Source organism: Gilliamella sp. ESL0443 (genome assembly GCF_019469165.1).
Lineage (GTDB): Bacteria > Pseudomonadota > Gammaproteobacteria > Enterobacterales > Orbaceae > Gilliamella > Gilliamella apicola_E.
Genome location: NZ_CP048263.1, coordinates 2,293,237 through 2,316,908, shown reverse-complemented (window position 1 = coordinate 2,316,908; position 23,672 = coordinate 2,293,237). Strand labels below are relative to the sequence as shown.

The window sequence follows — 23,672 nt, the reverse complement described above, 5'->3', positions numbered from 1 at the left end:
CACAACTCCTTTTTATTGTTGAATAAGGTTTTGTTTCTTATATAGTGTGCGTTTAGTACGATCAACCACTTCTCCAGCAAGTTGCCCGCAAGCCGCATCAATATCATCACCACGTGTTTTACGAACAATAACCGTAAATCCATACCCCATTAATGTTTTCATAAAGCGATCAATTCGGGTATTTGAACAACGAGAATAAGGTGCTCCAGGGAATGGATTCCATGGAATTAAATTGATCTTACTAGGCACATTTTTTAAGAATTTTGCCAGTTCATGCGCATGTTCAACACTATCATTGATTTGATTGAGTAAAACATATTCAATTGTCACCTTACCGTGATTAGCATTTGATGTTGATAGATAACGTAAAATTGAATCACGTAGCATTGCCATATTATATTTTTGGTTAATTGGCATTATTTCACTTCGGATTTCATCATTTGGTGCATGAAGTGAAATAGCTAAAGCAACATCAATCATTCCTGCCAATTTATCTAATGCCGGTACTACGCCAGAGGTTGAAAGTGTGACACGTCTTTTTGATAAACCATAACCAAAATCATCTAACATGATTTCCATTGCTGGTGCAACATTAGATAAATTAAGTAAAGGTTCACCCATACCCATCATAACAACATTCGTGATAGGCCGATCGGCTAATTTACCTGTGACACCAATCGCATTTGATGCTCGCCAAACCTGGCCAATAATTTCAGAAACGGTTAAATTGCGATTAAAACCTTGCTGAGCAGTTGAACAGAATTTACATTCAAGCGCACATCCCACTTGTGATGATACGCACAAAGTTGCTCGATCACGTTCAGGGATATAAACCGATTCAATCATCTGATTATTACCCACATCTAACGCCCATTTAATGGTACCATCCGATGATCGTTGTTCAAGAGCAATTTTAGGTGCTTTAATTTCAGCTAATTTTTTTAGTTGTTCACGGAGCTTTTTGTTAATGTCGGTCATCAGATCAAAATCATCTATCCCAAAATGATAGATCCATTTCATCACTTGATCAGCTCTAAATGGTTTTTCCCCTAAGGAAATAAAAAACTCTCTTAACTGTTGTCTAGTGAAGTTAAGCAAGTTAATTTTTTCGTTGGTTGGATTTGTGGTGTTTTTATTGGTTGTCACATCTGAACAATCGCCAGACGATTTTTGTGTAGCTGGTGTTAACATATTGCCTCGTTTTTACACATTATGGCTATTTCAATTTTTAAGGAAAGGATTATACTGTTTTTCACCTTATCTGGCTAATATAATATTAATTACAATTTGAATGATGAAAAAAATAATAAAAACAATTGCCAATTTTACTCAAACTTTAACTCTACTTTTATGTTCAACATTTGCTATGGCACAATCAATTCCATTAAATAAACTTACTGGTCAATTTGATGAGAAAAAAGACAGCGATTTTATTGCTCTGGATTCAACAATATTACCAGTAAATAAAAAAGGCATGTATCTTCAAAAAGAGCCCACTCAGCAGCTAATTAAAGCTTATAACGATTTTAAAAAATCTTATCCAGATATTCCGTTTATAGTTGTGAGTGCAACACGTAATTACACGTATCAAAATGGCATTTGGCAACGTAAATGGGACACCTTATTACCTAAGTTAAAAGTGCCACAAAAAATTGCCGAAGAAATTTTAAAATTATCTTCAATGCCTGGCACATCAAGGCATCATTGGGGAACAGATATAGATATTACCAGCGTGTCATCTGAATATTTTAAAAATGATAAAAAGGGTATTATTTTGTATCAATGGCTTCGTGAAAACTTACCAAAATATGGCTTTTGCCAGCCATTTAATGAAGGAAGAAAGGGTGGATATTTACCAGAAGAGTGGCACTGGTCTTATAAACCAATTGCAAAGCAATATATAGCTGAATATAAGGCGATACTTGAAACTAATCCACAAACAATTATGAAAAATTTGAATTTTACTGGCTATGATAAAATTACACTTGAAAGCCTTGTGAAAGAGTATGTATTAACAGTTAATTCAGAGTGTTATTAGTGCTTTCGCCAATAAGGTAGTTTTATTGTTACCACTAAACCACCGCCATCTCGATTATTAGCTTGAATAGTACCGTTATGCATAATAACGGTCTTTCTTGCAATCGCCAAGCCTAGTCCATAACCTTTACCTAATTGCGCTGATTGAATACGGACAAACGGTTCAAAAATGCTTGATAATTTACTTGAATCTACACCAGGACCGCGATCTTTAACCTCTATTTGTAAATATTTTCCAGCTTCTTTTAACGATACTTCAACAGTCTGACCGGCTTTAGAGAAGCGGATAGCATTACGAATAATATTTTCAATCGCTCGTCGTATTTGTTCTGAATTACCTTTAACAATAGAATGTGAAATCGATGATATGCTAAATACTACTTCAATAGATTGATGATTTGCTTCATAGTTAGCATCATTAACAACAACACCAATTAACTCTTTTAAGTCAAAATATTCATCGGTTCGATTATTCATTTCTGCGCGTGAATAATTCAAAATTTCACCTATTAATTGATCTAGGCGTTCCGACTCTAACTCAATCCTAGCTAATGAAGTATCTATGTTTTGTTTATTTTGCTGTGCAAGGCCGATGGCAAGCTGCAAACGGGCCAGTGGTGTTCTAAGTTCGTGTGAAACATCATGAAGTAGTGCTTGGCGATCAGAAATTAAGATATTGAGCTGTTCAACCATCATGTCAAAATCTTTACCTAATTCGCTAAGCTCATCACGACGAGGTTTTAATTTTTTGAATAGGCGGACAGAAAGATCGCCTTGAGAAACTCTAAAAAAACCTTGCCTTAATAACTTCATTGGTCTGGTTAAGTTCCATGCTAAAAAAAGGCTGAATACTAACCCAACACATATCCCCATTAATACAATGGGAGTTGGCATATTGAATAAAGTTTTCCTATTATTGCTATGATCTGTTTTATCGTCTTTAAATGATACCGAGTAAAGTGTTCCGTCTGGTGCAACCGCCATCCTTTGATATAAATAACTGGTTGATTCTAATTCATCTGTGATGATATTGACTTGATCATTTTGAGGAGAGACCAATTTTATCGACAATAAAACTCGCTCACGTTCGGGGAGATGTGCGATAAAATTGAGAGTCTCATCTTCACCAGCAACATGTAGTAATTGTGCAATCATATCCACTTTAGTTGGCATATGATTTAAGAATCGTTGATTTTTATTCTCTATATAATAAGAGAAAGCAATCCAAGTTAATTGGAAAGTAAGATAAAAGATTATCCAAAAGATAATCAGAATTTTCCAAAATAATCGACGATTCATGTCAAACCTACATTAACGAATACGGTAACCAACGGCTCTTATCGTTTCAATGGTTACATCATTTTGTGCGACTTGATGTAATTTTTGGCGAATATTACTGATATGGACATCTACACTACGGTCATAAAGCTCTCGTGCACGACCAAGCCCAATTTCAGATAATTCTTCTTTAGTTACCACTCGCTCACTATGTTTCACAAGTAAAACTAATAAGTTAAATTCGGTAGACGTTAAATCAATAGGTTGACCATTCCAAGTGCATAATCGCTGAGGAATATCTAAGGTTAAACCATTAAAGTGATATTTTTTATCATCGACTAATTCAACCGAACGTTCATCAAAACGACGTAAAACCGCTCGTAATCTAGCTAATAATTCACGTGGATAACATGGTTTTGGAATGTAATCATCTGCACCTAATTCTAACCCTAACACGCGATCAATATTATCACCTTTAGCGGTTAGCATAATTACTGGCATATTACATTGTTGACGAATGCTTTTAAGGACATCAATTCCATTAATATCAGGTAACATTACATCTAAAATTGCTACACGGTATTTACCTGAAAGCGCTTCATCAATACCATCTTTACCCAAATAAACACTTTTAATATTAAAACCTTCATTGGTTAAATATTCGCTAAGCATTTGTGATAATTCTACATCATCATCAATTAATAAAATATTTATCATACGTCGCCATTATTATTTAATTTTAGATAGTTACATTATTGCAATAATAAAAAAAAAGTCAGGTGGATTTACTAAAATATTACATATTTTGAACTATTCCTGATTAATTTATTTACTATGCAACTAAGTATAGAAATTTAGATTTACTCTATTTTCATAGTATATATTTCAATCAAAAAACGATTGAATAAGGAACTGTTAGTAGTGATGTAATTTATTAATAAAAGCTATGTTTCATTAATATTTTTTAACTAACTTGTTATGTAATATGTGAGCAGTACATTCAGTTTTCAAGTTAAATAGAATAAAATAGTCACATTATTTATAAATTGAACGTTTCACTATTTATTGTTAGCTATATGGAGATAATAAATGAAACTAACTTGGCAACAATTAATTAAATTGGTGAAACACGAAGTTTTACCGGCTCTTGGTTGTACAGAGCCTATCTCGCTTGCTTTGGCTGCGGCTGTTGCAGCTAAATATATTGATAAAAATAATATTAATCGTATTGAGGCTTTTGTTTCGCCAAATTTAATGAAAAACGGCATGGGCGTTACTGTTCCAGGTACCGGTATGGTTGGATTACCTATTGCCGCAGCAATAGGGGCAATAGGTGGCGATGCTCAAGCTGGCCTTGAAGTATTAAAAAATATTAAACCAAAACAAATTACTCAGGCTAAAACACTAATTAGTGAACATAAAGTTAATGTACAAATTGCTGATAATAATACTGCTATTTATTCTGAAGCCAATATTTATACGAATACCGATCATGTTAGGGTATGCATCGAAAACTCACATACTAACGTAATTCTGATCGAAAAAAATGGTGAAACTATTTTAAAAGCAGATAAAAAAACGCAAAGTGAATCTAAACAAGAGTCGATCATAAATCATATGTCAGTCAAACAGATATATGAGTTTGCAATGCAAGCTAATTTTGATGATATCGAATTTATTTTACATTCCGCAGAATTAAATAATGCTTTATCACAAGAAGGATTAAGACGAGAATATGGTTTAAGTATTGCTGCAACATTGTATGAACAAACAAAAACAGGATTGTTAGCAGATGACTTGCTGTCCAAAGTGATGATTCGCACCGCAGCAGCATCTGATGCACGAATGGGTGGTGCGACTTTACCTGCAATGAGTAACTCCGGATCGGGTAATCAGGGGATAACAGCAACTATGCCGGTAGTTGTTGTCGCCGATTATTTAAATGCGACGCCAGAGCAATTAGCTAGAGCATTAATTTTATCTCATACTATTGCGATCTATATACATAGCAAATTCCCACCTTTATCAGCACTTTGTGCAGCATCCACGGCTGCAATGGGCGCTGCTGCTGGTATGGCATGGTTGCTTGGAAAAGAGCAATATGAGCCAGTAGATATGGCAATATGCAATATGGTTGGTGATTTGTCAGGAATAATATGTGATGGTGCATCAAATAGTTGTGCAATGAAAGTGTCAACATCGGTTTCATCTGGATTTAAAGCTGTATTGATGGCTTTAAATAGGATTCGAGTAACCGGTAATGAAGGCATTGTTTGTGATAGTGTTGAAACGACTATTAATAATCTAGGGGCGATTGCAAGTAATAGTATGAAAGCATTGGATACTCAGATAATTGAAATTATGTCACATAAAGTCTAATGTTATCCCTGATGGTAAAAGAATAGACTTTAAGCGCTTTTAATATAACCAATTAGCATTATTTTTAAAAAATATACTGGACAATATTATTTTTTATGCGTAATATTTCGTCCTACTTCATGTGGTGGCTATAGCTCAGTTGGTAGAGCCCTGGATTGTGATTCCAGTTGTCGTGGGTTCGAATCCCATTAGCCACCCCATTTATGCAAAGTATGAAACATCTAACGGCGAGTAGCGCAGCTTGGTAGCGCAACTGGTTTGGGACCAGTGGGTCGGAGGTTCGAATCCTCTCTCGCCGACCAATTTATATAAAAAAGCCTGCTCATTGAGTAGGCTTTTTTATTATCCGCTTTATCGCTTGTATTCTCAGCAATAGCATATAAACAGTTGCTTTATAGTGTTTATTTAACACATTATCTGCTGCTATTTTACCCCACTGTCAACCCTAATTAATATTCATTTAATTGATTTTATTGTATTTCTCATAAAATTTGTGATCTCCCTTACACTTTTGGTACTTAAAATTGACAACATGTATTTTTTTATCTATTTTTTGAGCTATATTATGTGATTTAAGATATATCTGTGAATTAAAAAAGCCCAGTAATGGAGAGTGATCTTTGGAATACCGAGATATTGCGTCTAAAACCGATGTAGAAGAACAAATAAGAGCAAATCCTAAAATTATTACGGAAAAATCGACTGAGCGAGGACTTGCCGAATTTTTTAAGGTAAGCCGAACAACCGTCAGGAAAGCCTTGCATGATTTAGCTATGGAAAGTTATATGTTTCAAGCAGATAACTATAGCCCGGAACACAATGTTTTTGAAATCAATATGCTAAAAATGTCTTCGTTTAGTGAAGAGATCCAAAAAGAAGAAAATGTTCAAATTGAAATAAAAGTATTGTCCAATCAAATTATAAAGATGCCTGCACAATTGCGTACCTTTTTCGGATCTAACCAGCAACTAATTAGAATTATCAGACAACGTCTCTTGGGGAAAATACCGCTTTCTTATGAAATCAATTATCTCCCTTCAGAAAAATTTACCGATTTAGAAAAACAGGACTTAAATAACATTTCGCTCTATGAATACCTTAAAGAGCATTATCATTTTACACCAAGCCATGGACGGGAAGAGATCACCTACGAAGCGGCGACCGAAGATAAAGCAGAGTATTTAGCTATTGCCGAAGGAACACCTATCTATAAAGTATCAAGTTATAGTTACGATAATAATTTTCAACCATTTGAATATACTGAACAATATTTGATTGGTAACCGATTTCGGTATCACTTATCGGCCAAAAATATCTTCAATTATGAGGAAAAACATAAATGAAGCTATTTGAAAAAATTGCCGCTCAATTACTCGAGCAGATAAATACCGGACGATATGGCGTTGGTGCTGAGTTACCACCCGAAGGGCAATTGCAAAAAGATTATAATGTAAGTCGAACAACTGTCCGTAAAGCAATAGATCGATTAGTTGATCAAAATATGGTGGTTAGGAAAAAAGGAGTTGGTCTGTTTGTTGCGCCAACGCTCTCGACCCAAAATATTTTAGAGATGACAGGTATCATAAAACCATACATCTACCCCAATCACAAAAAAGTAATCAAAGAAGCTTACTTAAGACAAGCAGGTGCATATTACAGTCAATTACTAAAAATAAAACCGGCTGAACTGATCTATTACATTAGCTTCCTTGAAGTGGCAAAAAACAGTATTACGAAAGAGATTTTTGTCCTGCCATTAAATAACTTTCCCGATTTTCAAATTTCAATTATCAAAGTGTTATCTGCGCTCGAAATCATCAATTCAGGCAAGAAAAAAGTCGATAAATTAGAACAAGATTTGCAACTGATTGTGGCCAACTCCGAGCTCGCTAAACAACTTCGAATCCAGATTAACGACCCATTATTTAAAATTTCTAATCACTATTTTGATACTAATAGCGAACCGATTGCTCTCGAGTATAAGTTTGCTAGTAATACCAAATATGTGGTCGATTTCACTTAGGAGGTACACCAATGATTAAATTGTTACGCGTTGATCATCGCTTATTGCATGGTCAAGTTGTTGTTTCATGGTTCGAAAGTATGGATGCAAACACGATTTTAGTTGCTAATGATGTTGTAGCCAACGACGAACTACGTAAATCTGCGATTCGTTTGGCTAAGCCAGAGCATGCAAAATTAGTGATGAAATCAATTGATGACAGTATTGAGGCGATAAACTCAGGCGCAACTGATAAATATCAAATGCTGATAGTCGTTGAATCAGTAGCAGATGCTGAAAAATTAATCCGTGGCACGCAAGGCAAAATAACCAGCCTTAATTTAGGTGGTACTAAACCACGTGAAGGCACAAAAAACTACTCTAAAACCATAAATTTAACCGTTCTTGAAGCAGATTTACTGACCAAATTGCAACAAGACGGTATTGATATCTACATTCAGCAAATTCCAAGTGAATCAAAGCAGAAATTTGAGAAATAGTTGAGAGGTACAAAATGAGTATCGAATTAACCGCATTACTGTTAGCTTTGATTGCGATGTTAGCTAATGGTGAATACTTTTTAGGTTCATCAATGTTATCCAGACCGTTAGTGACTTGTACCTTAGCTGGTTTAGTCATGGGTGATATCACACAAGGCATTATAATTGGGGCAACGTTAGAATTAGCGTTTGTCGGATCGTTTTCAATCGGTGCATCCATTCCACCGGAAATAATTTCCGGCAGTGTTTTAGGTACCGCTTTTGCCATTGGCGCAGGGAAAAGTACCGAAATCGCCTTAGCACTGGGCATTCCAATTGCATCACTGGTTTTATTAGTCAAAAATTTATGTTTTCTTTTTATTCTTCCTTACTTTGTTCATAAAGCCGATAAATACGCCAGCGAAGGCAACGGCAAAGGTATGGATCGAATGAACATACTCGGTGGTTTCTTTTCAATCAATCTGCCAATTGGTTTAGTGGTTGGATTCTCCTACTTATTCGGTAGTTCAGCGGTCAATGGCTTATTAGAAATGATTCCTCGCTTTATTATCGATGGTTTAGGTATTGCCACCGGCTTATTACCGGCGTTCGGTTTTGCTATGTTAATGAAAATTATGATTAAAAAAACCAATGTCACCTTTTTTGTTCTTGGCTTTGCTTTAGCCGTTTATATGAAAGTGCCTGTTACTGGCGTGGCCATTTTTGGTGCCTGCCTAGCACTTATTTTGACCGGTTACTCCTCATTTAATGGAAAAAAAGGCGTAACAGAACAAGACAGTCAGAAGCTAACAACTGGCAACGTTTTAGGTGCACAGGAGATCGATTATGAAAACGAAGAATTCTAAATTAATAACCAATAAAGAATTAACCCGAACTTTTTGGCGCTCTTTCACCGCTGAATGGTCATGGAATTATGAACGCCAAATGAACTTAGGCTATGCCTATGCCATGCGCCCGGCTTTAGATAAAATTTATAGTGATAATCAAGTTGACCTTACCGATGCTTATCAACGCCACTTAGAATTTTATAATGTTACCCCTTGGTTAATTACTTTCCCTTTAGGCATCTGTATTGCTATGGAAGAACAAAATGCCACCGATAGTGAATTTGATAAAAGTTCGATTAATGATGTCAAAATTGCGTTAATGGGGCCGTTGAGTGGTTTAGGTGACTCTTTCTTCTGGGGGACATTACGTGTTATTGCCACCGGCATTGGCACCTCTTTAGCGCTGGAAGGCAATATTTTAGGTCCATTGTTATTCCTGCTTATCTTTAATGTGCCGGCGATTTTAGCACGATATTTTGGCTTATTAATTGGCTATAACATTGGTGCTTCCTTTATTGAAAAAGTGCAAAAAACGGGCTTAATGGATAAATTGTCCTATGGCGCTTCAGTACTCGGGCTCTGTGTGGTCGGGGCAATGGTTGCCACCATGGTGACACTCAATATGCCATTGAAAATAGGTACCGGTGATGATTCGGCATCCTTACAAGATATTTTTGACGGCATTGTGCCACAGATCCTACCGTTACTCTTTACGCTATTTATGTTTGTATTGGTGAGAAAAGGCGTTAAAGCACATTGGATCCTTCTACTTATCGCCGCCATTGGTATTTTCGGTGCCTGGACTGGGCTATTAGGAAGTTGAGGAATTAACAATGAAAAGTATTGCTGATTATGTCGCATTAGAGCCGAAATATTATCAAGCTGTTTTAGATAATTATAAGACGTTATTTGCCGATCATATCGATTTAAGTCAAATAAGACAGCTTAATGCCATTGTCATTTTCGCCACTGGCTCCAGTGCTAATGCTGCTTATGGTGCAAGACCAATAATGAGCGAACTGTTGAAGATTCCTGTCTATATTGAAGATCCTTCAATGGCGGCCAATTACCTGCACTATAACGATCCAAATACACTCTATTTTGCCATTTCACAAGGTGGAGAGAGTTATTCAACCATTTATTTAGTTGAGGAATTTATTCACCATAACAAGACGATATATAGCCTGACCAGCAATCCACAAAGTCCTTTGTATCAAGTTAGCAATCACGTTTTATCTATGGGGATGCCGATTGAAGAAATGCCTTATGTCAGTGCCGGTTATAGTATCACTATTTTAGATTTGATCTTAATTAGCCTCATTATTGGGCAAAAAACCGAAACCATTAATCAAGCCAAATTTGATGACTATATGAATCAGATTAAAACGATTACCCAATTATTACCACAAGTCATTGAGCGTTCACAAGCTTGGGTTAATCGCCTTGAAGATCAATATACTCTAGCTCAACGGGTAATATTGATCGGTTACGGTGCTACCTACGGGGTTGCAAGGGAAGGAGAAACTAAATTTACCGAAACCGTACGCAACACTGCGTTGGGTAAAGAGCTCGAAGAGTATATGCATGGCCCTTATCTGGGTTTGCATAGCGATGATCAAATCATTTTTATTGAACCGCAAGGAAGACTGGCGCAAAGAGCCGATTCCTTAAAACAATTCTTAAATCAGTATGTGAAAAATGTTGTAACAATTTATGCACATCAACAAGGCAACCGAACACAAAATGACTTATGTCTAGGTATCAGTTGTGATGAGCGATTAACTTCGCTGTTTATGACAATTCCTATTCACTTACTTAGCTATCAAGTATCACAGTTAAAAGGTCACAATCTGGAAAAATCAACATATCCGGAATTTGATGAAATTACTAAATCTAAAATTAAGAGGATTAGAGCATGAGAAAATACGATGAAAAAAAAGAACTCGACAGCATGAATGGCGCATTAGCACTTCGTCCACAAATCAATGAATTTATAGATAAAATTCACTCCCGTGGTTACAGTAATGTGTGCTGGTTAGGTATTGGCGGAACTTACGCTTCATCGATGCAAGCAGTTGTCCATATGAAAGAAAAATCAGCCATTGAAACCTTTATTCAACATGCAGCGGAATATCTGGTTACCGGCAATAAGCGTATAACCAAAGACACCTTAATTATCATCTCATCTGTTACAGGCTCAACCCAAGAGGTCGTTGAGGCTATTAATAAAATTCAACAAGATGTGGGTGCAACAGTTTTAGCCTTTTTAGATAAAGCCGATTCACCATTAGGTAAAATGGCGCACCATGTGATTTCTTACCCAATGAATGAGCAATTAAAATTCTTTATGGCCGCTGATCGCTTAATGTATTTGACCGGCGAATACCCTGACTATGATGAATTTTATCAACAAATGGATCAACATTTTGCTAAAAACATCGTCGAAGTGGCGAAAAAAGCTGATACATTCGGGCAAGAAGTCGCATTGAAACATCATAACGATGCTATGCACTATTTTGTCGGCGCTGGCAACCAATGGGGTGCAACTTATTCTCATGCGATGTGCTACTGGGAAGAGCAACACTGGCTACGTTCAAAATCGATCGAGTCAGCTGAATTTTTCCATGGCACATTAGAAGTGATCGACCGTGATACAGCTGTAACTGTTTATGTTGGTGAAGATAGTCAACGTCCATTAAGTGAAAGAGTGGCAAAATTCTTACCACAAATTTGTGGTAACTACACCATTATTGATACCAAAGACTATCCATTACCGGGTATATCAGAAAAATATCGTGGTCATTTATCACCGTTTGTGTTTAGAACGATAAATAACCGAATTGATGCTTACGTTGAACACTTAAATCGGCACCCAATGACTATTCGTCGCTACTATCGTTGCTTGGATTATTAAGGAGAGCAACAATGGTTGCGGTATTAATCAGTACTCATGGACCAACTGCTCAAAGCCTGATCGTAAGTGCCGAGATGATTTGTGGTAAACAAACCTTATGTGAGGCAGTGCCCTTCTTAATGGGGCAATCGTTAGATGAGTTTCAACAGCAGATTGAAAATCATTTAGCAAGCTTTGTTCAACAAGGTGAGGCAATATTGTGTTTGGTGGATTTAAAAGGCGGAACGCCTTTTAACACACTAACCAGATTAATGGTCAATTATCCAAATCTAGAAATTGTTACTGGGGTGAATATACCCATGTTATTGGCAACATTTATGCTAAGAACACAAATGGCGCTAGATGATTTACTATCAGAACTAATGCAAACAGCTCAACAAAGTATTGAGCACTATAATATGGTGTCAATGACGTCATCAATAATAGAAGATGAAGAGTTTTAAGCTGGTCAGATAAATAATCAATTAATTTAACTTTAATAAGGCAAATATATTTTTAACTCAAATAAAATTATATTTGCTTTTATTCATTACTAGTTATACCTTTTTATCTAAGCCTTGAATTATATATAGAATTAATAGGTAGGTAAATTTGACTATATTAAAAGAGAAAACATTTATCATAATATTGATTCTCTTGTTAAGTAGTATTTGTTGCTGTTGTACAACTAATAATGAATTAACGTTAAAAAAAATCGAAGCGAACGATAAATACCGTTGGATGGAAAATCAGCCACAGTTAATCAGTAATTGGTTATTATCTGAGTCTGAACGTACCGTCAACATACTAGATGCATTACCATGGTCAAAAACTGTCAGTAAACGATTTAATCAATTAACTGATTTTGGTTCTGAACCTAGAATTTCTGATATTCAATATGTAGGCGATAATTGTTTTTATTTCAAACAAACAGCAGATTATCCGTATAATCGCCTTTTTGTTAGAGATCGCTACAATAATGAAAAATTGTTGATAGATCCTCCTATTGGCTATGGTATATATGATTTTTATCCGTCACGTGATGGGCAATATATTGCTTATAGCATTTATGAAAATGGTGCTGAGATATCATCAATAAAAATTATCAATGTAAAAACTAAATCACATCTTAATGATCATATAACTGGCATATCGGATCCAAGCATTATTTGGTCAAATGATAATTTATCTTTTTTTTATAAAAGAAATGATAAATATCAACAAAATAGCCCAAAATCGGGCACAGAAGAGTTATATTTGCACCATCTAAATACTAAGACAAAAGATGATGTCTTAATCTTTAGTAAAAATCAAATAACTGGTTATGACCCCGTTACCGATCAAAATATAGCCTTATCTTTTTCTAGTAATTGGGCTATTGCGTCTATCTCATCTTCTATATCTGGTTATAGTATCGATTTATACCTTACACATTATGATAATCTTAATAATACTAAAGTTCACTGGCAAAAAATCATCGATAGAAAACAAAAAGTTACCAATTTTATTCTAAAAGGTGATTGGTTATATTTAGCTAAATACAATGCGTTGTCTGGTTATACTATTTCGCGCGTGAATTTGAATAAAAATAGCCAATTAGAAGAAAAAATTATGGAATGGCAAAATGGAGATTTGCTCCAATTTGCAGCAAGCAAAGATGCTATTTACTTAGCTTATCATGAATCAGAAACACCCAAGTTTGTTGCTATTCCTTTTACTGGCCCTCATCATGTTAAATTGATTTCTCTTACAAATAGTGAAGAAATAACAGCCATTTTTAGTAATACTGATCGCAAAGAAATATTATTTACTGCTCAAAATTGGACTGTTCCCCCGAAAATATTTACCTATAACACCGATAATGGATCAATTCAAGATTCAAAAATGATTAATCCCAGTGATTTTTCGTTTGCAAACTATGAGGCTGAACAACAATGGGTAAAATCAAACGATGGAACACTTGTTCCTATGACGATTATTCATCCTAAAGGGATCGAGTATGATGGTACTGCTCCTACATGGTTAACTACCTATGGTGCATATGGTGTAAGTCAGCGCGCTTTTTTTGATGCTACACGTTTAATTTGGCTTGAAAGAGGTGGAATAATTGCAATTGCTCACGTTCGAGGAGGTGGAGAATTAGGCGAAGGTTGGCATATTGGCGGTAGCTTAGCTAATAAACAAAACTCAGTTGATGACTTTATAACATGCGCACAATATTTAATTAATCATAATATTACTCAACCATCTAAGCTAGTTATCAGCGGTGAGAGTGCTGGTGGTATTATAATTGGAATGGCATTAGCTAAACATCCTGAACTTTTTGCTGCGGCATCCATTAATGTGGGTATGTTAAATATGAGTCGATTAGATAAAATCGCCATTGGTAAAGCAAACTTTGCTGAGTTTGGCTCGCCATTAAACTTAAAACAGTTAAAGGATTTATCTAAAATAGATGCTTATTTAAATTTAAAAGATTATGTTACGTATCCACCGGTTATGATTTCGGTAGGTTTGAAAGATGAACGTGTAGCACCATGGCAAAGTGCTAAATTTATCGCTCGTCTTAATGAGATAAACCATACCCAAAAACAGCAGGTATTAGTTGTAGCAGATCAATATGAAGGGCATTTTTTTGATAATTTTCTAAATACAGTCGAGTTTTTTATTTGGAAAACCACGCCAACACCATAATTAAAAAATAGTTAATATTAGAGTTAATATTATTTATGACAATCCTCATCATCAAATAAGTCATTTGGGTGTACTTATCATCGTGAAAAATTATCTGGAAAAGGAATATCAATAAAAACTAGCCAGCAATTTAAATAACGATAGTTTTATATAATTCGCTATTATCTTTTAATACTCTTAAAAAATAATTCTTATCTCACTTGTTTTATGGTGATATTTTGTTTTAATAGTCAATAAAGATTTCTTTATATAACATCTACCGTTGGAAATAAAATATGAAAAATGTTGGTTTTGTTGGTTGGCGTGGAATGGTTGGTTCCGTCCTTATGCAACGTATGGTTGAAGAGCATGATTTTGATTATATCAATCCTGTTTTCTTTTCTACTTCTCAAGCTGGTCAAGCTGCCCCTACCTTTGGTGGTAAAACAGGAACATTACAAAGTGCCGATAATATTGATGCTTTGAAAGCATTAGATATTATAGTGACTTGCCAAGGTGGTGATTATACTTCTGAAATTTATAAAAAATTGCGTGCAACTGGCTGGCAAGGTTACTGGATTGATGCGGCATCAACATTGAGAATGGAAGATGAAGCAATCATTGTTCTTGATCCAGTCAATAAAGCTAATATTCATGCAGCTTTAGATAGAGGTATCAAAACCTTTGTTGGTGGTAACTGTACTGTAAGTTTAATGTTAATGTCGCTTGGTGGATTGTTTGCTGAAAACTTAGTTGATTGGGTATCAGTATCAACTTATCAAGCTGCTTCAGGTGGCGGTGCGCGTCATATGCGTGAATTGCTTACCCAAATGGGCATGTTAAACGCCGAAGTAGCTAAAGAGCTACAAGACCCTAATTCTTCGATCTTAGATATTGAACGGAAAGTGACGCAAAAAATGCGTGATGGTAGTTTACCAACAGATAATTTTGGTGTGCCATTAGCGGGTAGTTTAATCCCTTGGATTGATAAAGCTCTTGATAATGGTCAAAGTAAAGAAGAATGGAAAGGCCAGGCTGAAACGAATAAGATTTTAGGTACTAGCCAAATTATTCCTGTTGATGGACTTTGCGTGCGTATTGGTGCATTACGTTGCCATAGTCAATCATTTACCATCAAACTCAAAAAAGACATCAGTGTGCCAGAAGTTGAAAAACTACTTGCTGCGCATAACGATTGGGTAAAAGTTATCCCTAATGATCGTGATTTATCAATGCGTGAGCTGACTCCAGCAGCTGTTACTGGTACATTAACTACGCCAGTTGGACGTTTACGTAAACTTAATATGGGTAAAGACTATTTATCAGCCTTTACTGTTGGCGACCAGTTATTATGGGGAGCTGCCGAACCATTAAGAAGAATGCTTCGCATCTTAGCTTAATCAAAAAAAGCCCGGTTACCGGGCTTTTTTTGTGATATATGCACATTATAATGTAATGTTGTTTTCTAACAATGTCATTAATAATGAACCATTAAATAACGCTTGTTGTATCAATGCAAATGCACCAATTGCTGAACGGTCATTAAGCGATGAACAATTGATAGTAAGATTTTTTCTCAACTCTTCTAAACTTTGTGCGTTTAACGCGCTGTTTACCGCATTTAACAACACTTCTGATGATTTAGTTAATTCACCCGCTAACACAATTCGTTGTGGATTAAAAATATTCACCATCATAGCAACAGCACGACCAAGATTTTCACCTGCATCTTTGACTAACTTAATTGCCAGCTCATCGCCTTGATTCGCATATTTACAAATAGTGGAAATATTACAGTTATCTAAACTTAATTTAGTTGGATAACCTTGCTCAATCATCTGTTTAGCTCGAAACTCGATTGCTTTATTAACTACACGATTTTCCAAACAGCCAAAATTTCCACAATGGCAACGCTCTCCTAACGCATCGATTTGGATGTGTCCAACTTCACAAGCACTTTGATTATGGTTTGTTAATAGTTGCTGATTGACAATTACACCGGACCCCACACCGCGATGTACACGAATCAAAATTGAGTCATCAACATCTTGAGTTGAGCCAAAATAACTTTCGGCTAGAGCTAAACTTTGAATATCATTGCCAATAAAAATCGAAATGTTAAATTTATTACGAAGAACGTCAGCTAGAGGCCAAGCTTTAACTTGAATATGAGGTGTATAACGAATAATCCCGCGAACAGAGTCAATCAAACCTGGTAATACCACTGATATAGCAACAAGATGTTTTATTTTTTTGCTATTTTGCTCTATAAACTGTTCAATTAATGCAATTAAATATTCTTCAGCTGATTCTTGGGTAAACGAGGTTAATGGATAAACTTCAGATACTAAACAGTTAGCACCAAGATCATATAGTTCAATGGTAACATGGGAACGACTTAATTGAATGGCAATAGTCTGATAGTAACCAAATTTTGCTTGTATTGACACAGCCGGACGCCCACCAGTTGATTGCTGTGCATCAACTTCTTTGATTAAATTTTTTTTAATAAGTTGGCGAGTAATTTTGGTTATACTGGCTGGTGCTAATTGACTAATTTCGGCGAGTTGTATCCGTGAAACTGGGGCTTGCTGAACAATCAAACGGTAAATCATAGCGTAATTTAATTGTTTGATTAGCTCAGCATTGCCAACTAGGTGTAGATAATTAAAGGTCATATTTTATCTCAATATTTTCATTAACTATCTAACATTCTAGCGGGTCATTACTCCATTAACAACCGTTTTCACGTTTGAAAAATCACGATTAAAAATAACTAAGTTCGCAATTTTACTTTCACTAATTGTACCAAGTTGTTTATCAACACCAATTGCTTTTGCAGGATAAAGCGTTGCCATCCTTAGAGCTTCATCTAAAGCAATACCAACATATTCAACTGCATTTTTAACTGCTTCAATCATAGTTAATGCTGAACCACCTAAAGTGCCATTTTCATCAACACAACGGCCATCTTTATAATAGATAGTTTTATCAGCAAATACGCCAGAGGTTAAATTAGACCCTGCTAATAACATAGCATCGGTAATCAAAATTAAATGATCTTGTTTAATTTTATGACTATTACGAATATTAGCCCAACTTACGTGTTGACCATCAGCAATAATACCGACATAAACTTCGGGTTCATCATAAATTGCACCAACAACACCGGGCTCTCGTCCAGTGATATAAGGCATTGCATTAAATAGATGCGTTCCTAAACGGATACCAGCATTAAAACCACGACGACAATCTTCATAATGACCGTTAGAATGACCGACAGAAACATGAATACCAGCATCAGCTAATTGCTTAATATAGTGAGATTCAACTTTTTCTGGGGCTAACGTAATGATTTTTATGACATCAGCATTTTCACAAAGGAAGTCGATCATTTTTTGTGAAGGTTGGCGGATATAATTTACATTATGAATACCCTTCTTTTCTGGGTTAATGTAAGGGCCTTCAAGATGCAAACCTAATGCCTGATTTGGATGTTTAGCCAAATACTCACGCATAACGTTTACTGCTTTAATCATAAATTCATCAGTTGATGTGATTAAAGTTGGTAAATAGCTTGTACAACCATAAACTAGGTTAGTTTTTTGCATTTTTTCTAATGTCTCGACACTCAACGCATCGAGGGTCTCATTAAATTGTACACCACCACAACCATTGACTTGAATATCAATAAGACCCGGTGCAACAATGGCACTTTGTAAATCTTCAGTAGTGATATTAGCTGGTAGTTCTTCTTGTTTACAAACTTTGGCAATCTTATCGCCGTCAATAATAACGGCGTGATTTTCAAGAATTTCATAACCAGTGTAAATACGACAATTTGTTAATGCGTACATTGAGTTATCCTTTATAAAACGGTCACTTTAAGGTTATCAGCTTCCATTTGTTTAAAATATTTTAGTGTTTTCACTTTAAGATCATCAGTACTTGGCTCATCACAAACAATAATTGATGCTGGATGCATTTGTAATGCGGTAACTGTCCATAAATGATTAACGCATCCTTCAACACCGGCTTGTAACGCTAAACTTTTGTTGTGTCCACAAACTAATAAGATCACTTCCTGTGCATCCATTAATGTTGCAACACCGATCGTTAACGCATGTTTTGGAACTTGTTTGATATCATTATCAAAGAAGCGTGAGTTAGCGATAATTGTATCTTCAGTCAAAGTTTTAATTCGAGTTCTTGAACAAAGTGAAGAACCTGGTTCGTTAAATGCAATATGTCCATCTTGACCAACACCGCCAACGAAAATATTGATTTTACCGTAAGATTTAATCTTTTCTTCATATTCGCGGCATTCTTGAACGATATCTGGTGCATTACCATTTAATATATGGATATTGTTTTTATCAATATCAATATGGTTGAAGAAATTTTCATACATGAAAGTGTGATAACTTTGAGGGTGATCTTCTGGAAGACCGACATACTCATCCATATTAAAGGTAACAACGTGTTTAAAACTGACTTTACCTGCTTGATATTGTTTGATGAGTTGTTGATACATAACTAGCGGAGAACTACCTGTAGGTAAACCTAATAAAAACGGACGTTCCGCTGTCGGTTTAAATTGATTAATTTTGTTAACAATGCGCTGTGCTACCCAAGCGCCGACTTCTTGCGCATTTACTAAAGGAATAAGTCTCATAAGATACAGCCTCTTCTGATATAATTAAATAAAATCTTTTTTTTTAACGTAAAATATGTTGAGCATATTCTACTATATTAAACTAATTAATCAAAAATAAATCGTGATATAAATCACAAAAAGCAAACATTTAATTTGCGAAGTAAAATAATATAATGTGAAATATAGTTGACTTACTTACATTTACTTAAAGATGTGAAATTTCATTATTTTTTAAGTAACCCAAAATAATAATATGAGGTAAAACTTATGGGAATTTTAGCTTATTTACAACGCATTGGGCGTTCATTAATGGTGCCGGTGGCAGTATTACCTGCAGCGGCAATATTGCTTGGTATAGGTTACTGGATTGATCCAAATGGCTGGGGACAAAATAGTATTATTGCTGCCTTTTTAATAAAATCTGGTGGTGCAATTATTGAAAACATGCCAATCCTATTTGCTATAGGTGTTGCTTATGGTATGTCTAAAGATAAAGATGGTGCAGCTGCATTATCTGGATTAGTCGGTTTTTTAGTTGTCACAACATTACTTTCACCAAGTTCTATTGCATTATTTAATGGTATTGATACTAGTGTTGATGGTTGGCAATCACAAATTTCCCCTGCATTTAAAAAAATTAATAATCAGTTTGTTGGTATTTTAGTTGGTATTATTGCAGCTGAATTATATAACCGATTCAGTTCTGTTGAATTACATAAAGCGTTAGCTTTTTTTAGTGGTAAACGGTTAGTTCCCATTATTGTTTCTATCGTTATGCTATTAGTTTCTGCTGTTTTATATTTTATATGGCCATCTATTTATGATGCATTAGTTGCTTTTGGTAAATACATTAAAGATTTAGGCTCTATTGGGGCGGGTATTTATGGCTTCTTTAACCGTTTGTTAATTCCGGTCGGCTTACACCACGCACTTAACTCGGTATTTTGGTTTGATGTGGCTGGCATCAATGATATACCAACTTTCCTTGGTGGACAAAAATCTATTGATGATGGATTAGCAACCATTGGTATTACCGGTCGCTATCAAGCAGGATTTTTCCCAATTATGATGTTTGGTTTACCGGGTGCAGCATTAGCCATGTATCATACAGCTAAAAAAGGCAATAAAGATAAAACCGCATCGATCATGTTAGCCGCTTCATTTGCAGCATTTTTCACTGGGGTTACTGAACCTTTAGAATTTGCTTTTATGTTTGTAGCACCTGTACTTTATGTGATCCATGCTATTTTAACTGGAATTTCACTATTTATCGCTGCAACCATGCAATGGATAGCTGGCTTTGGCTTTAGTGCAGGTTTAATCGATATGCTGTTATCCAGCCGCAATCCTTTGGCTGTACATTGGTATATGCTTATTCTTCAAGGTGTCGTATTTTTCTTTGTATATTATATTGTGTTCCGTTTTGTTATTGTTAAATTCAATCTTAAAACGCCGGGACGTGAAGACGATGTGACCGATACTTCAGCTGAAGAGAATGTACCAACTGTAGGTGATACTTCTAAGCTTGCTGAACAATATTTAGTTATCGTTGGTGGTAAAGAAAATCTAACTAATATTGATGCTTGTATCACACGTTTACGTTTGAATGTTCATGATTCAGATTTGGTTGATGAACAAGCAGCTAAAGCACTTGGTGCAATGGCAGTGATAAAACTAGGTAAAACTGGCGTTCAAATTGTTGTTGGTCAACAAGCTGAGAAGATTGCCGATAAAATGAAAAAATTAGTTTAATATCAATTTTATTAAATAAGTTTTATCAATATTCTCCTCGTGGTAGTAATGATAAAAGCCACGAGGATTTTTATTATCTTTGGCAAGCATAGATTTTGTTTATAGAATTATAAAAAAAGTTGAGGAGCGGGGTTTTTGAAGCTAATTAAAAGCGTAAAATAGTGTCTTGATCCGCAAGTAACTGATGAAACTGGGTAATTTCGATTTGTTGGTTAGGAATGTTGAGGGCAATCTGGCTTAAATTCCGCTCATCTAAAGCTGTTTTACAAACATAAACATCTTCAATGTCATAAAGTTCTAACATATTAAAGGTTGCTATGTAATCTCGCATTAAAATCTCTTCTGGATGTTGATTAGGTAACAGATGAAAAACACCATCGCCCATAAAAAAGACAGAAATATGATTAAATGTTGATAAGGCTAAAGCGGTATCCAATGCTTCTCGGCCTTTTGCATTGCCGTGTGGTGGAGTACTAATAATAATTGCTACGTTTTTCATCTAATCTACCTTTTTAAAATTGTAGGATTCGATCAGAACTTGCTACTGCCTCACTCAATTCACCAAGACCAGTTAGTTCAAAATGTTCAGCAAGGTTTTCTATACTAATTCCCCTTCTTTGTGCTGCTGCCACGCAAACCTTCAGCTTTAAAGCGTTTTGTTTTGCTAAGTTTTGCCATGCTTTGACGAGATCAAATTCATCATTAGCCGGATCAGTAAAATGATTAGCGTTATAGACACCGTCAGCATAAAAAAAGATGCAATTGATTGAGTGATTTGTATTTGAAGATAATGTTTGAGCAAATTGATAAGCACAATAAGCAGATTGGGTCCCATAAGCGGGACCCATAATAACCAGCGTATAACTTAATGGTTTCATCAAATTAGTTTGGTGCTTGTACTGGCTGAGCAGTTGGAATAGCTTCTTCGTTGTTATCTTTATCAATACCAAGCAATTCAACTTCAAAAACTAAAGTTGACGCAGGGGTAATATTGGCGTTGTTACCTTGGCTTGGCAAGCTTTTATCTTCATAAGCTAATTCTGGTGGAACAACTAATTTAATTTTACCGCCAACACCAATGAGTTGAATTCCTTCAGTCCAACCTTTGATTACACCGTTAAGTGGGAAGGTTGCTGGCTCATTTCGGTCATAAGAACTATCGAATTTACGACCATCAGTTAATGTACCAACATAGTGAACGATAACAGTATCATTGGCAGTTGGGTGAGCTCCAGTACCTTCTTGAATAACTTTATATAATAAACCTGATTTAGTTTTTATTACTCCAGGTTCTTTGGCAAATGCTTCACGGAATTTTTCACCAGCCGCGGTATTTTCAGTTTTTTGCTTTTCAAAACGCGCTTGGCTTTCTTCTTGGATACGTTTACCGAAAGCTTCTAGAATTGTGTTCACTTCTTCTTGATTAAGTTGTGAATTACCTTTCATGGTTTCATTAAATCCGCTGATTAGATATTCTTGGTCTGCTTTTACTTCATTTTGTTCTAAGTTTGATTTTAGGTAGTTAGCAAATGAAGAACCTAATGCATAAGACTCTTTTTGGGCTTCAGTGGTAATTTTTATTTTATTGTTTAGAGAATCAGCTTTATCATCGGTTTTAGCAGGTTCTGCTTTATTTTCTGCTGGCGCAGGTGCTGTTTCGGTAGCATTTGTCGTTGTAGTAGCAGGTGTTTTGTTTTCTTCGGTAGTTTTTTTATCATCACAACCTGCAAGTGCTAATACGATAGCACTACTTATCAATGTCATTTTAATAAATGATTTCATTTCACTCTCCAAGTTAAAAGATCTTTTAGCTAAATATTCACGGTATTATATATGATCTATTATAGGATAATATAACTTTTACGTATCTTTTATCTAATTAATTTATATAAAATTAGGCTTATTTGTTATTAAAAACCGTAAAAACACTTCAGAAAATCACTACAGCCTGTAAGTGTTAATATGATAATACTGCTTATTAATGTCAATTTAATAAATGATTTCATTTCACTCTCCAAGTTAAAAGATCATTTAGTTAAATACCAATCGTATTATATGATCTACTATAATACAAAATATTTTTTAAGCATCTTTTATATAAAATTAGGTTTATTTGTTATTGAAAACTGTAAAAATACACTGAAAAATCACTCCTTGAGTGAAAGTGGTATCCTCAGTTATAATAGATCCAATTTATAGTAAATATTGTATAAGGATAGCTATTTTGACTACCGAACTTAATACCCTTGATATTGAAGAAATCATAAGTTTACTGCCTCATCGTTACCCATTTTTAATGGTTGATCGCGTACTTAGTTATGAAAAAGGCAAAACATTAAAAGCCATTAAAAATGTTACTTTTAATGAACCATTCTTCCAAGGTCACTTTCCAAATAAACCGATTTTCCCTGGTGTACTAATTTTAGAAGCGATGGCGCAAGCGACTGGAATTTTAGCTTTTAAAAGTATTGAAGAGTTATCGCCAGGACAGCTTTATTATTTTGCTTCAATCGATAAAGCGCGTTTTAAACGCCCTGTCGTGCCAGGTGATCAAATCGTACTTGATGTTGAATATATTAAAGAGCGTCGTGGTATTGCATTGTTCCATGGTGTTGCAACAGTTGATGGTAAACTGGTTTGTGAAGCCGAAATGATGTGTGCTCGTAAATAATAT

Annotated in this window: 23 protein-coding genes and 2 tRNA genes; 16 read left to right on the top strand and 9 right to left on the bottom strand. The window is 35.3% G+C overall.

What is annotated here, in order from left to right; genetic code table 11:
* Positions 1 to 12: 12 nt before the first annotated feature.
* Positions 13 to 1,191 (bottom strand): bifunctional tRNA (adenosine(37)-C2)-methyltransferase TrmG/ribosomal RNA large subunit methyltransferase RlmN, encoded by a 1,179-nt coding sequence (locus GYM76_RS10590; RefSeq protein ID WP_220225434.1) that lies wholly within the window; start codon positions 1,189 to 1,191, stop codon positions 13 to 15.
* Between the two features lie 100 nt (positions 1,192 to 1,291).
* Here GYM76_RS10590 and GYM76_RS10585 point away from each other — a divergent pair, with 100 nt between their 5' ends.
* Positions 1,292 to 2,038, top strand: coding sequence for a M15 family metallopeptidase (locus GYM76_RS10585; RefSeq protein ID WP_220225433.1), 747 nt, complete (start codon positions 1,292 to 1,294; stop codon positions 2,036 to 2,038).
* On the opposite strand, the gene GYM76_RS10580 is transcribed toward GYM76_RS10585, so the two are convergent.
* Together GYM76_RS10580 and GYM76_RS10575 are read right to left on the bottom strand one after the other, a co-directional pair.
* Complete coding sequence (locus GYM76_RS10580; RefSeq protein ID WP_065562747.1) at positions 2,035 to 3,336, bottom strand: ATP-binding protein; 1,302 nt, start codon at positions 3,334 to 3,336, stop codon at positions 2,035 to 2,037. The genes GYM76_RS10585 and GYM76_RS10580 overlap by 4 nt on opposite strands.
* Positions 3,337 to 3,348: 12 nt before the next feature.
* A complete protein-coding gene (locus GYM76_RS10575) occupies positions 3,349 to 4,029 on the bottom strand; it encodes a response regulator transcription factor (protein WP_065562775.1) in 681 nt (226 codons plus the stop codon).
* Between the two features lie 375 nt (positions 4,030 to 4,404).
* Here GYM76_RS10575 and GYM76_RS10570 point away from each other — a divergent pair, with 375 nt between their 5' ends.
* The 13 genes from GYM76_RS10570 (at position 4,405) to asd (ending at position 15,989) form a co-directional block, all read left to right on the top strand.
* Positions 4,405 to 5,694, top strand: coding sequence for a serine dehydratase subunit alpha family protein (locus GYM76_RS10570; RefSeq protein WP_220225432.1), 1,290 nt, complete (start codon positions 4,405 to 4,407; stop codon positions 5,692 to 5,694).
* A gap of 124 nt (positions 5,695 to 5,818) precedes the next feature.
* Positions 5,819 to 5,894 (top strand) — tRNA-His (locus GYM76_RS10565).
* Between the two features lie 25 nt (positions 5,895 to 5,919).
* A tRNA-Pro gene (locus GYM76_RS10560) sits at positions 5,920 to 5,996 on the top strand.
* 318 nt (positions 5,997 to 6,314) lie between these two features.
* On the top strand, positions 6,315 to 7,037 hold the full coding sequence (locus GYM76_RS10555; protein WP_081299500.1) for a GntR family transcriptional regulator: 723 nt from the start codon (positions 6,315 to 6,317) through the stop codon (positions 7,035 to 7,037).
* A complete protein-coding gene (locus GYM76_RS10550; protein WP_065562745.1) occupies positions 7,034 to 7,717 on the top strand; it encodes a GntR family transcriptional regulator in 684 nt (227 codons plus the stop codon). Before GYM76_RS10555 ends, GYM76_RS10550 begins: the two co-directional genes overlap by 4 nt.
* Before the next feature lie 11 nt (positions 7,718 to 7,728).
* Positions 7,729 to 8,196, top strand: a complete 468-nt coding sequence (locus GYM76_RS10545; RefSeq protein ID WP_220225431.1) for a PTS sugar transporter subunit IIB — start codon at positions 7,729 to 7,731, stop codon at positions 8,194 to 8,196.
* 14 nt (positions 8,197 to 8,210) lie between these two features.
* Complete coding sequence (locus GYM76_RS10540) at positions 8,211 to 9,041, top strand: PTS sugar transporter subunit IIC (RefSeq protein WP_220225430.1); 831 nt, start codon at positions 8,211 to 8,213, stop codon at positions 9,039 to 9,041.
* Positions 9,022 to 9,846, top strand: coding sequence for a PTS system mannose/fructose/sorbose family transporter subunit IID (locus GYM76_RS10535; protein ID WP_065562742.1), 825 nt, complete (start codon positions 9,022 to 9,024; stop codon positions 9,844 to 9,846). The genes GYM76_RS10540 and GYM76_RS10535 overlap by 20 nt, the downstream gene beginning before the upstream one ends.
* A 10-nt stretch (positions 9,847 to 9,856) precedes the next feature.
* Positions 9,857 to 10,942 (top strand): SIS domain-containing protein, encoded by a 1,086-nt coding sequence (locus tag GYM76_RS10530; RefSeq protein WP_220225429.1) that lies wholly within the window; start codon positions 9,857 to 9,859, stop codon positions 10,940 to 10,942.
* The gene (locus GYM76_RS10525) at positions 10,939 to 11,937 is read left to right on the top strand and encodes an SIS domain-containing protein (RefSeq protein WP_220225428.1); all 999 of its coding nucleotides are present in this window, start codon (positions 10,939 to 10,941) and stop codon (positions 11,935 to 11,937) included. Before GYM76_RS10530 ends, GYM76_RS10525 begins: the two co-directional genes overlap by 4 nt.
* A gap of 11 nt (positions 11,938 to 11,948) precedes the next feature.
* Entirely contained in the window at positions 11,949 to 12,380 is a 432-nt protein-coding gene (locus GYM76_RS10520) for a PTS sugar transporter subunit IIA (RefSeq protein WP_220225427.1), read from the top strand.
* A 148-nt stretch (positions 12,381 to 12,528) separates the two neighbouring features.
* Complete coding sequence (locus GYM76_RS10515; RefSeq protein ID WP_220225426.1) at positions 12,529 to 14,610, top strand: prolyl oligopeptidase family serine peptidase; 2,082 nt, start codon at positions 12,529 to 12,531, stop codon at positions 14,608 to 14,610.
* 275 nt (positions 14,611 to 14,885) lie between these two features.
* Positions 14,886 to 15,989 (top strand): aspartate-semialdehyde dehydrogenase, encoded by a 1,104-nt coding sequence (gene asd, locus GYM76_RS10510; RefSeq protein WP_065562737.1) that lies wholly within the window; start codon positions 14,886 to 14,888, stop codon positions 15,987 to 15,989.
* Positions 15,990 to 16,034: 45 nt separating this feature from the next.
* Here the strand turns inward: asd and GYM76_RS10505 are convergent, their stop codons facing one another.
* From GYM76_RS10505 to nagB, 3 genes are read right to left on the bottom strand one after another with little or no spacing between them, the layout of a single operon-like run.
* A complete protein-coding gene (locus GYM76_RS10505; protein WP_065562736.1) occupies positions 16,035 to 17,267 on the bottom strand; it encodes an ROK family protein in 1,233 nt (410 codons plus the stop codon).
* A gap of 36 nt (positions 17,268 to 17,303) precedes the next feature.
* On the bottom strand, positions 17,304 to 18,446 hold the full coding sequence (gene nagA / locus GYM76_RS10500) for an N-acetylglucosamine-6-phosphate deacetylase (protein ID WP_220225425.1): 1,143 nt from the start codon (positions 18,444 to 18,446) through the stop codon (positions 17,304 to 17,306).
* A gap of 11 nt (positions 18,447 to 18,457) precedes the next feature.
* Complete coding sequence (gene nagB / locus GYM76_RS10495; RefSeq protein WP_220225424.1) at positions 18,458 to 19,264, bottom strand: glucosamine-6-phosphate deaminase; 807 nt, start codon at positions 19,262 to 19,264, stop codon at positions 18,458 to 18,460.
* Between the two features lie 249 nt (positions 19,265 to 19,513).
* On the opposite strand from nagB, the gene nagE reads away from it, so the two are divergent.
* Positions 19,514 to 20,998: an N-acetylglucosamine-specific PTS transporter subunit IIBC gene (nagE, locus tag GYM76_RS10490; RefSeq protein ID WP_065562733.1), complete on the top strand. Its 1,485-nt coding sequence runs from the start codon at positions 19,514 to 19,516 to the stop codon at positions 20,996 to 20,998.
* 145 nt (positions 20,999 to 21,143) lie between these two features.
* Here nagE and tusC read toward each other — a convergent pair whose 3' ends face one another.
* The 3 genes from tusC to fkpA are packed head-to-tail and all read right to left on the bottom strand — an operon-like array spanning position 21,144 to position 22,780.
* Positions 21,144 to 21,497, bottom strand: a complete 354-nt coding sequence (tusC, locus tag GYM76_RS10485; protein ID WP_065562732.1) for a sulfurtransferase complex subunit TusC — start codon at positions 21,495 to 21,497, stop codon at positions 21,144 to 21,146.
* A 13-nt stretch (positions 21,498 to 21,510) separates the two neighbouring features.
* Positions 21,511 to 21,876, bottom strand: coding sequence for a sulfurtransferase complex subunit TusD (gene tusD, locus GYM76_RS10480; protein WP_255561417.1), 366 nt, complete (start codon positions 21,874 to 21,876; stop codon positions 21,511 to 21,513).
* 4 nt (positions 21,877 to 21,880) lie between these two features.
* Positions 21,881 to 22,780 (bottom strand): FKBP-type peptidyl-prolyl cis-trans isomerase, encoded by a 900-nt coding sequence (fkpA, locus tag GYM76_RS10475; RefSeq protein WP_065562730.1) that lies wholly within the window; start codon positions 22,778 to 22,780, stop codon positions 21,881 to 21,883.
* A gap of 442 nt (positions 22,781 to 23,222) precedes the next feature.
* Between fkpA and fabZ the strand changes: the two genes are divergently transcribed.
* Positions 23,223 to 23,669, top strand: coding sequence for a 3-hydroxyacyl-ACP dehydratase FabZ (fabZ, locus tag GYM76_RS10470; protein WP_034882348.1), 447 nt, complete (start codon positions 23,223 to 23,225; stop codon positions 23,667 to 23,669).
* The last annotated feature ends 3 nt before the right edge of the window (positions 23,670 to 23,672 follow it).

What these genes read in the sequence shown, in the direction of transcription:
- nagE (WP_065562733.1), top strand. Translation starts at nt 19,514, where the DNA reads ATGGGAATTTTAGCTTATTTACAACGCATTGGGCGTTCATTAATGGTG.
- GYM76_RS10520 (WP_220225427.1), top strand. Translation starts at nt 11,949, where the DNA reads ATGGTTGCGGTATTAATCAGTACTCATGGACCAACTGCTCAAAGCCTG.
- tusD (WP_255561417.1), bottom strand. Translation starts at nt 21,876, where the DNA reads ATGAAACCATTAAGTTATACGCTGGTTATTATGGGTCCCGCTTATGGG.
- asd (WP_065562737.1), top strand. Translation starts at nt 14,886, where the DNA reads ATGAAAAATGTTGGTTTTGTTGGTTGGCGTGGAATGGTTGGTTCCGTC.
- GYM76_RS10590 (WP_220225434.1), bottom strand. Translation starts at nt 1,191, where the DNA reads ATGTTAACACCAGCTACACAAAAATCGTCTGGCGATTGTTCAGATGTG.
- GYM76_RS10535 (WP_065562742.1), top strand. Translation starts at nt 9,022, where the DNA reads ATGAAAACGAAGAATTCTAAATTAATAACCAATAAAGAATTAACCCGA.
- GYM76_RS10530 (WP_220225429.1), top strand. Translation starts at nt 9,857, where the DNA reads ATGAAAAGTATTGCTGATTATGTCGCATTAGAGCCGAAATATTATCAA.
- tusC (WP_065562732.1), bottom strand. Translation starts at nt 21,497, where the DNA reads ATGAAAAACGTAGCAATTATTATTAGTACTCCACCACACGGCAATGCA.
- GYM76_RS10540 (WP_220225430.1), top strand. Translation starts at nt 8,211, where the DNA reads ATGAGTATCGAATTAACCGCATTACTGTTAGCTTTGATTGCGATGTTA.
- GYM76_RS10505 (WP_065562736.1), bottom strand. Translation starts at nt 17,267, where the DNA reads ATGACCTTTAATTATCTACACCTAGTTGGCAATGCTGAGCTAATCAAA.
- GYM76_RS10525 (WP_220225428.1), top strand. Translation starts at nt 10,939, where the DNA reads ATGAGAAAATACGATGAAAAAAAAGAACTCGACAGCATGAATGGCGCA.
- GYM76_RS10545 (WP_220225431.1), top strand. Translation starts at nt 7,729, where the DNA reads ATGATTAAATTGTTACGCGTTGATCATCGCTTATTGCATGGTCAAGTT.
- GYM76_RS10570 (WP_220225432.1), top strand. Translation starts at nt 4,405, where the DNA reads ATGAAACTAACTTGGCAACAATTAATTAAATTGGTGAAACACGAAGTT.
- GYM76_RS10585 (WP_220225433.1), top strand. Translation starts at nt 1,292, where the DNA reads ATGATGAAAAAAATAATAAAAACAATTGCCAATTTTACTCAAACTTTA.
- nagB (WP_220225424.1), bottom strand. Translation starts at nt 19,264, where the DNA reads ATGAGACTTATTCCTTTAGTAAATGCGCAAGAAGTCGGCGCTTGGGTA.
- GYM76_RS10550 (WP_065562745.1), top strand. Translation starts at nt 7,034, where the DNA reads ATGAAGCTATTTGAAAAAATTGCCGCTCAATTACTCGAGCAGATAAAT.
- nagA (WP_220225425.1), bottom strand. Translation starts at nt 18,446, where the DNA reads ATGTACGCATTAACAAATTGTCGTATTTACACTGGTTATGAAATTCTT.
- fkpA (WP_065562730.1), bottom strand. Translation starts at nt 22,780, where the DNA reads ATGAAATCATTTATTAAAATGACATTGATAAGTAGTGCTATCGTATTA.
- GYM76_RS10580 (WP_065562747.1), bottom strand. Translation starts at nt 3,336, where the DNA reads ATGAATCGTCGATTATTTTGGAAAATTCTGATTATCTTTTGGATAATC.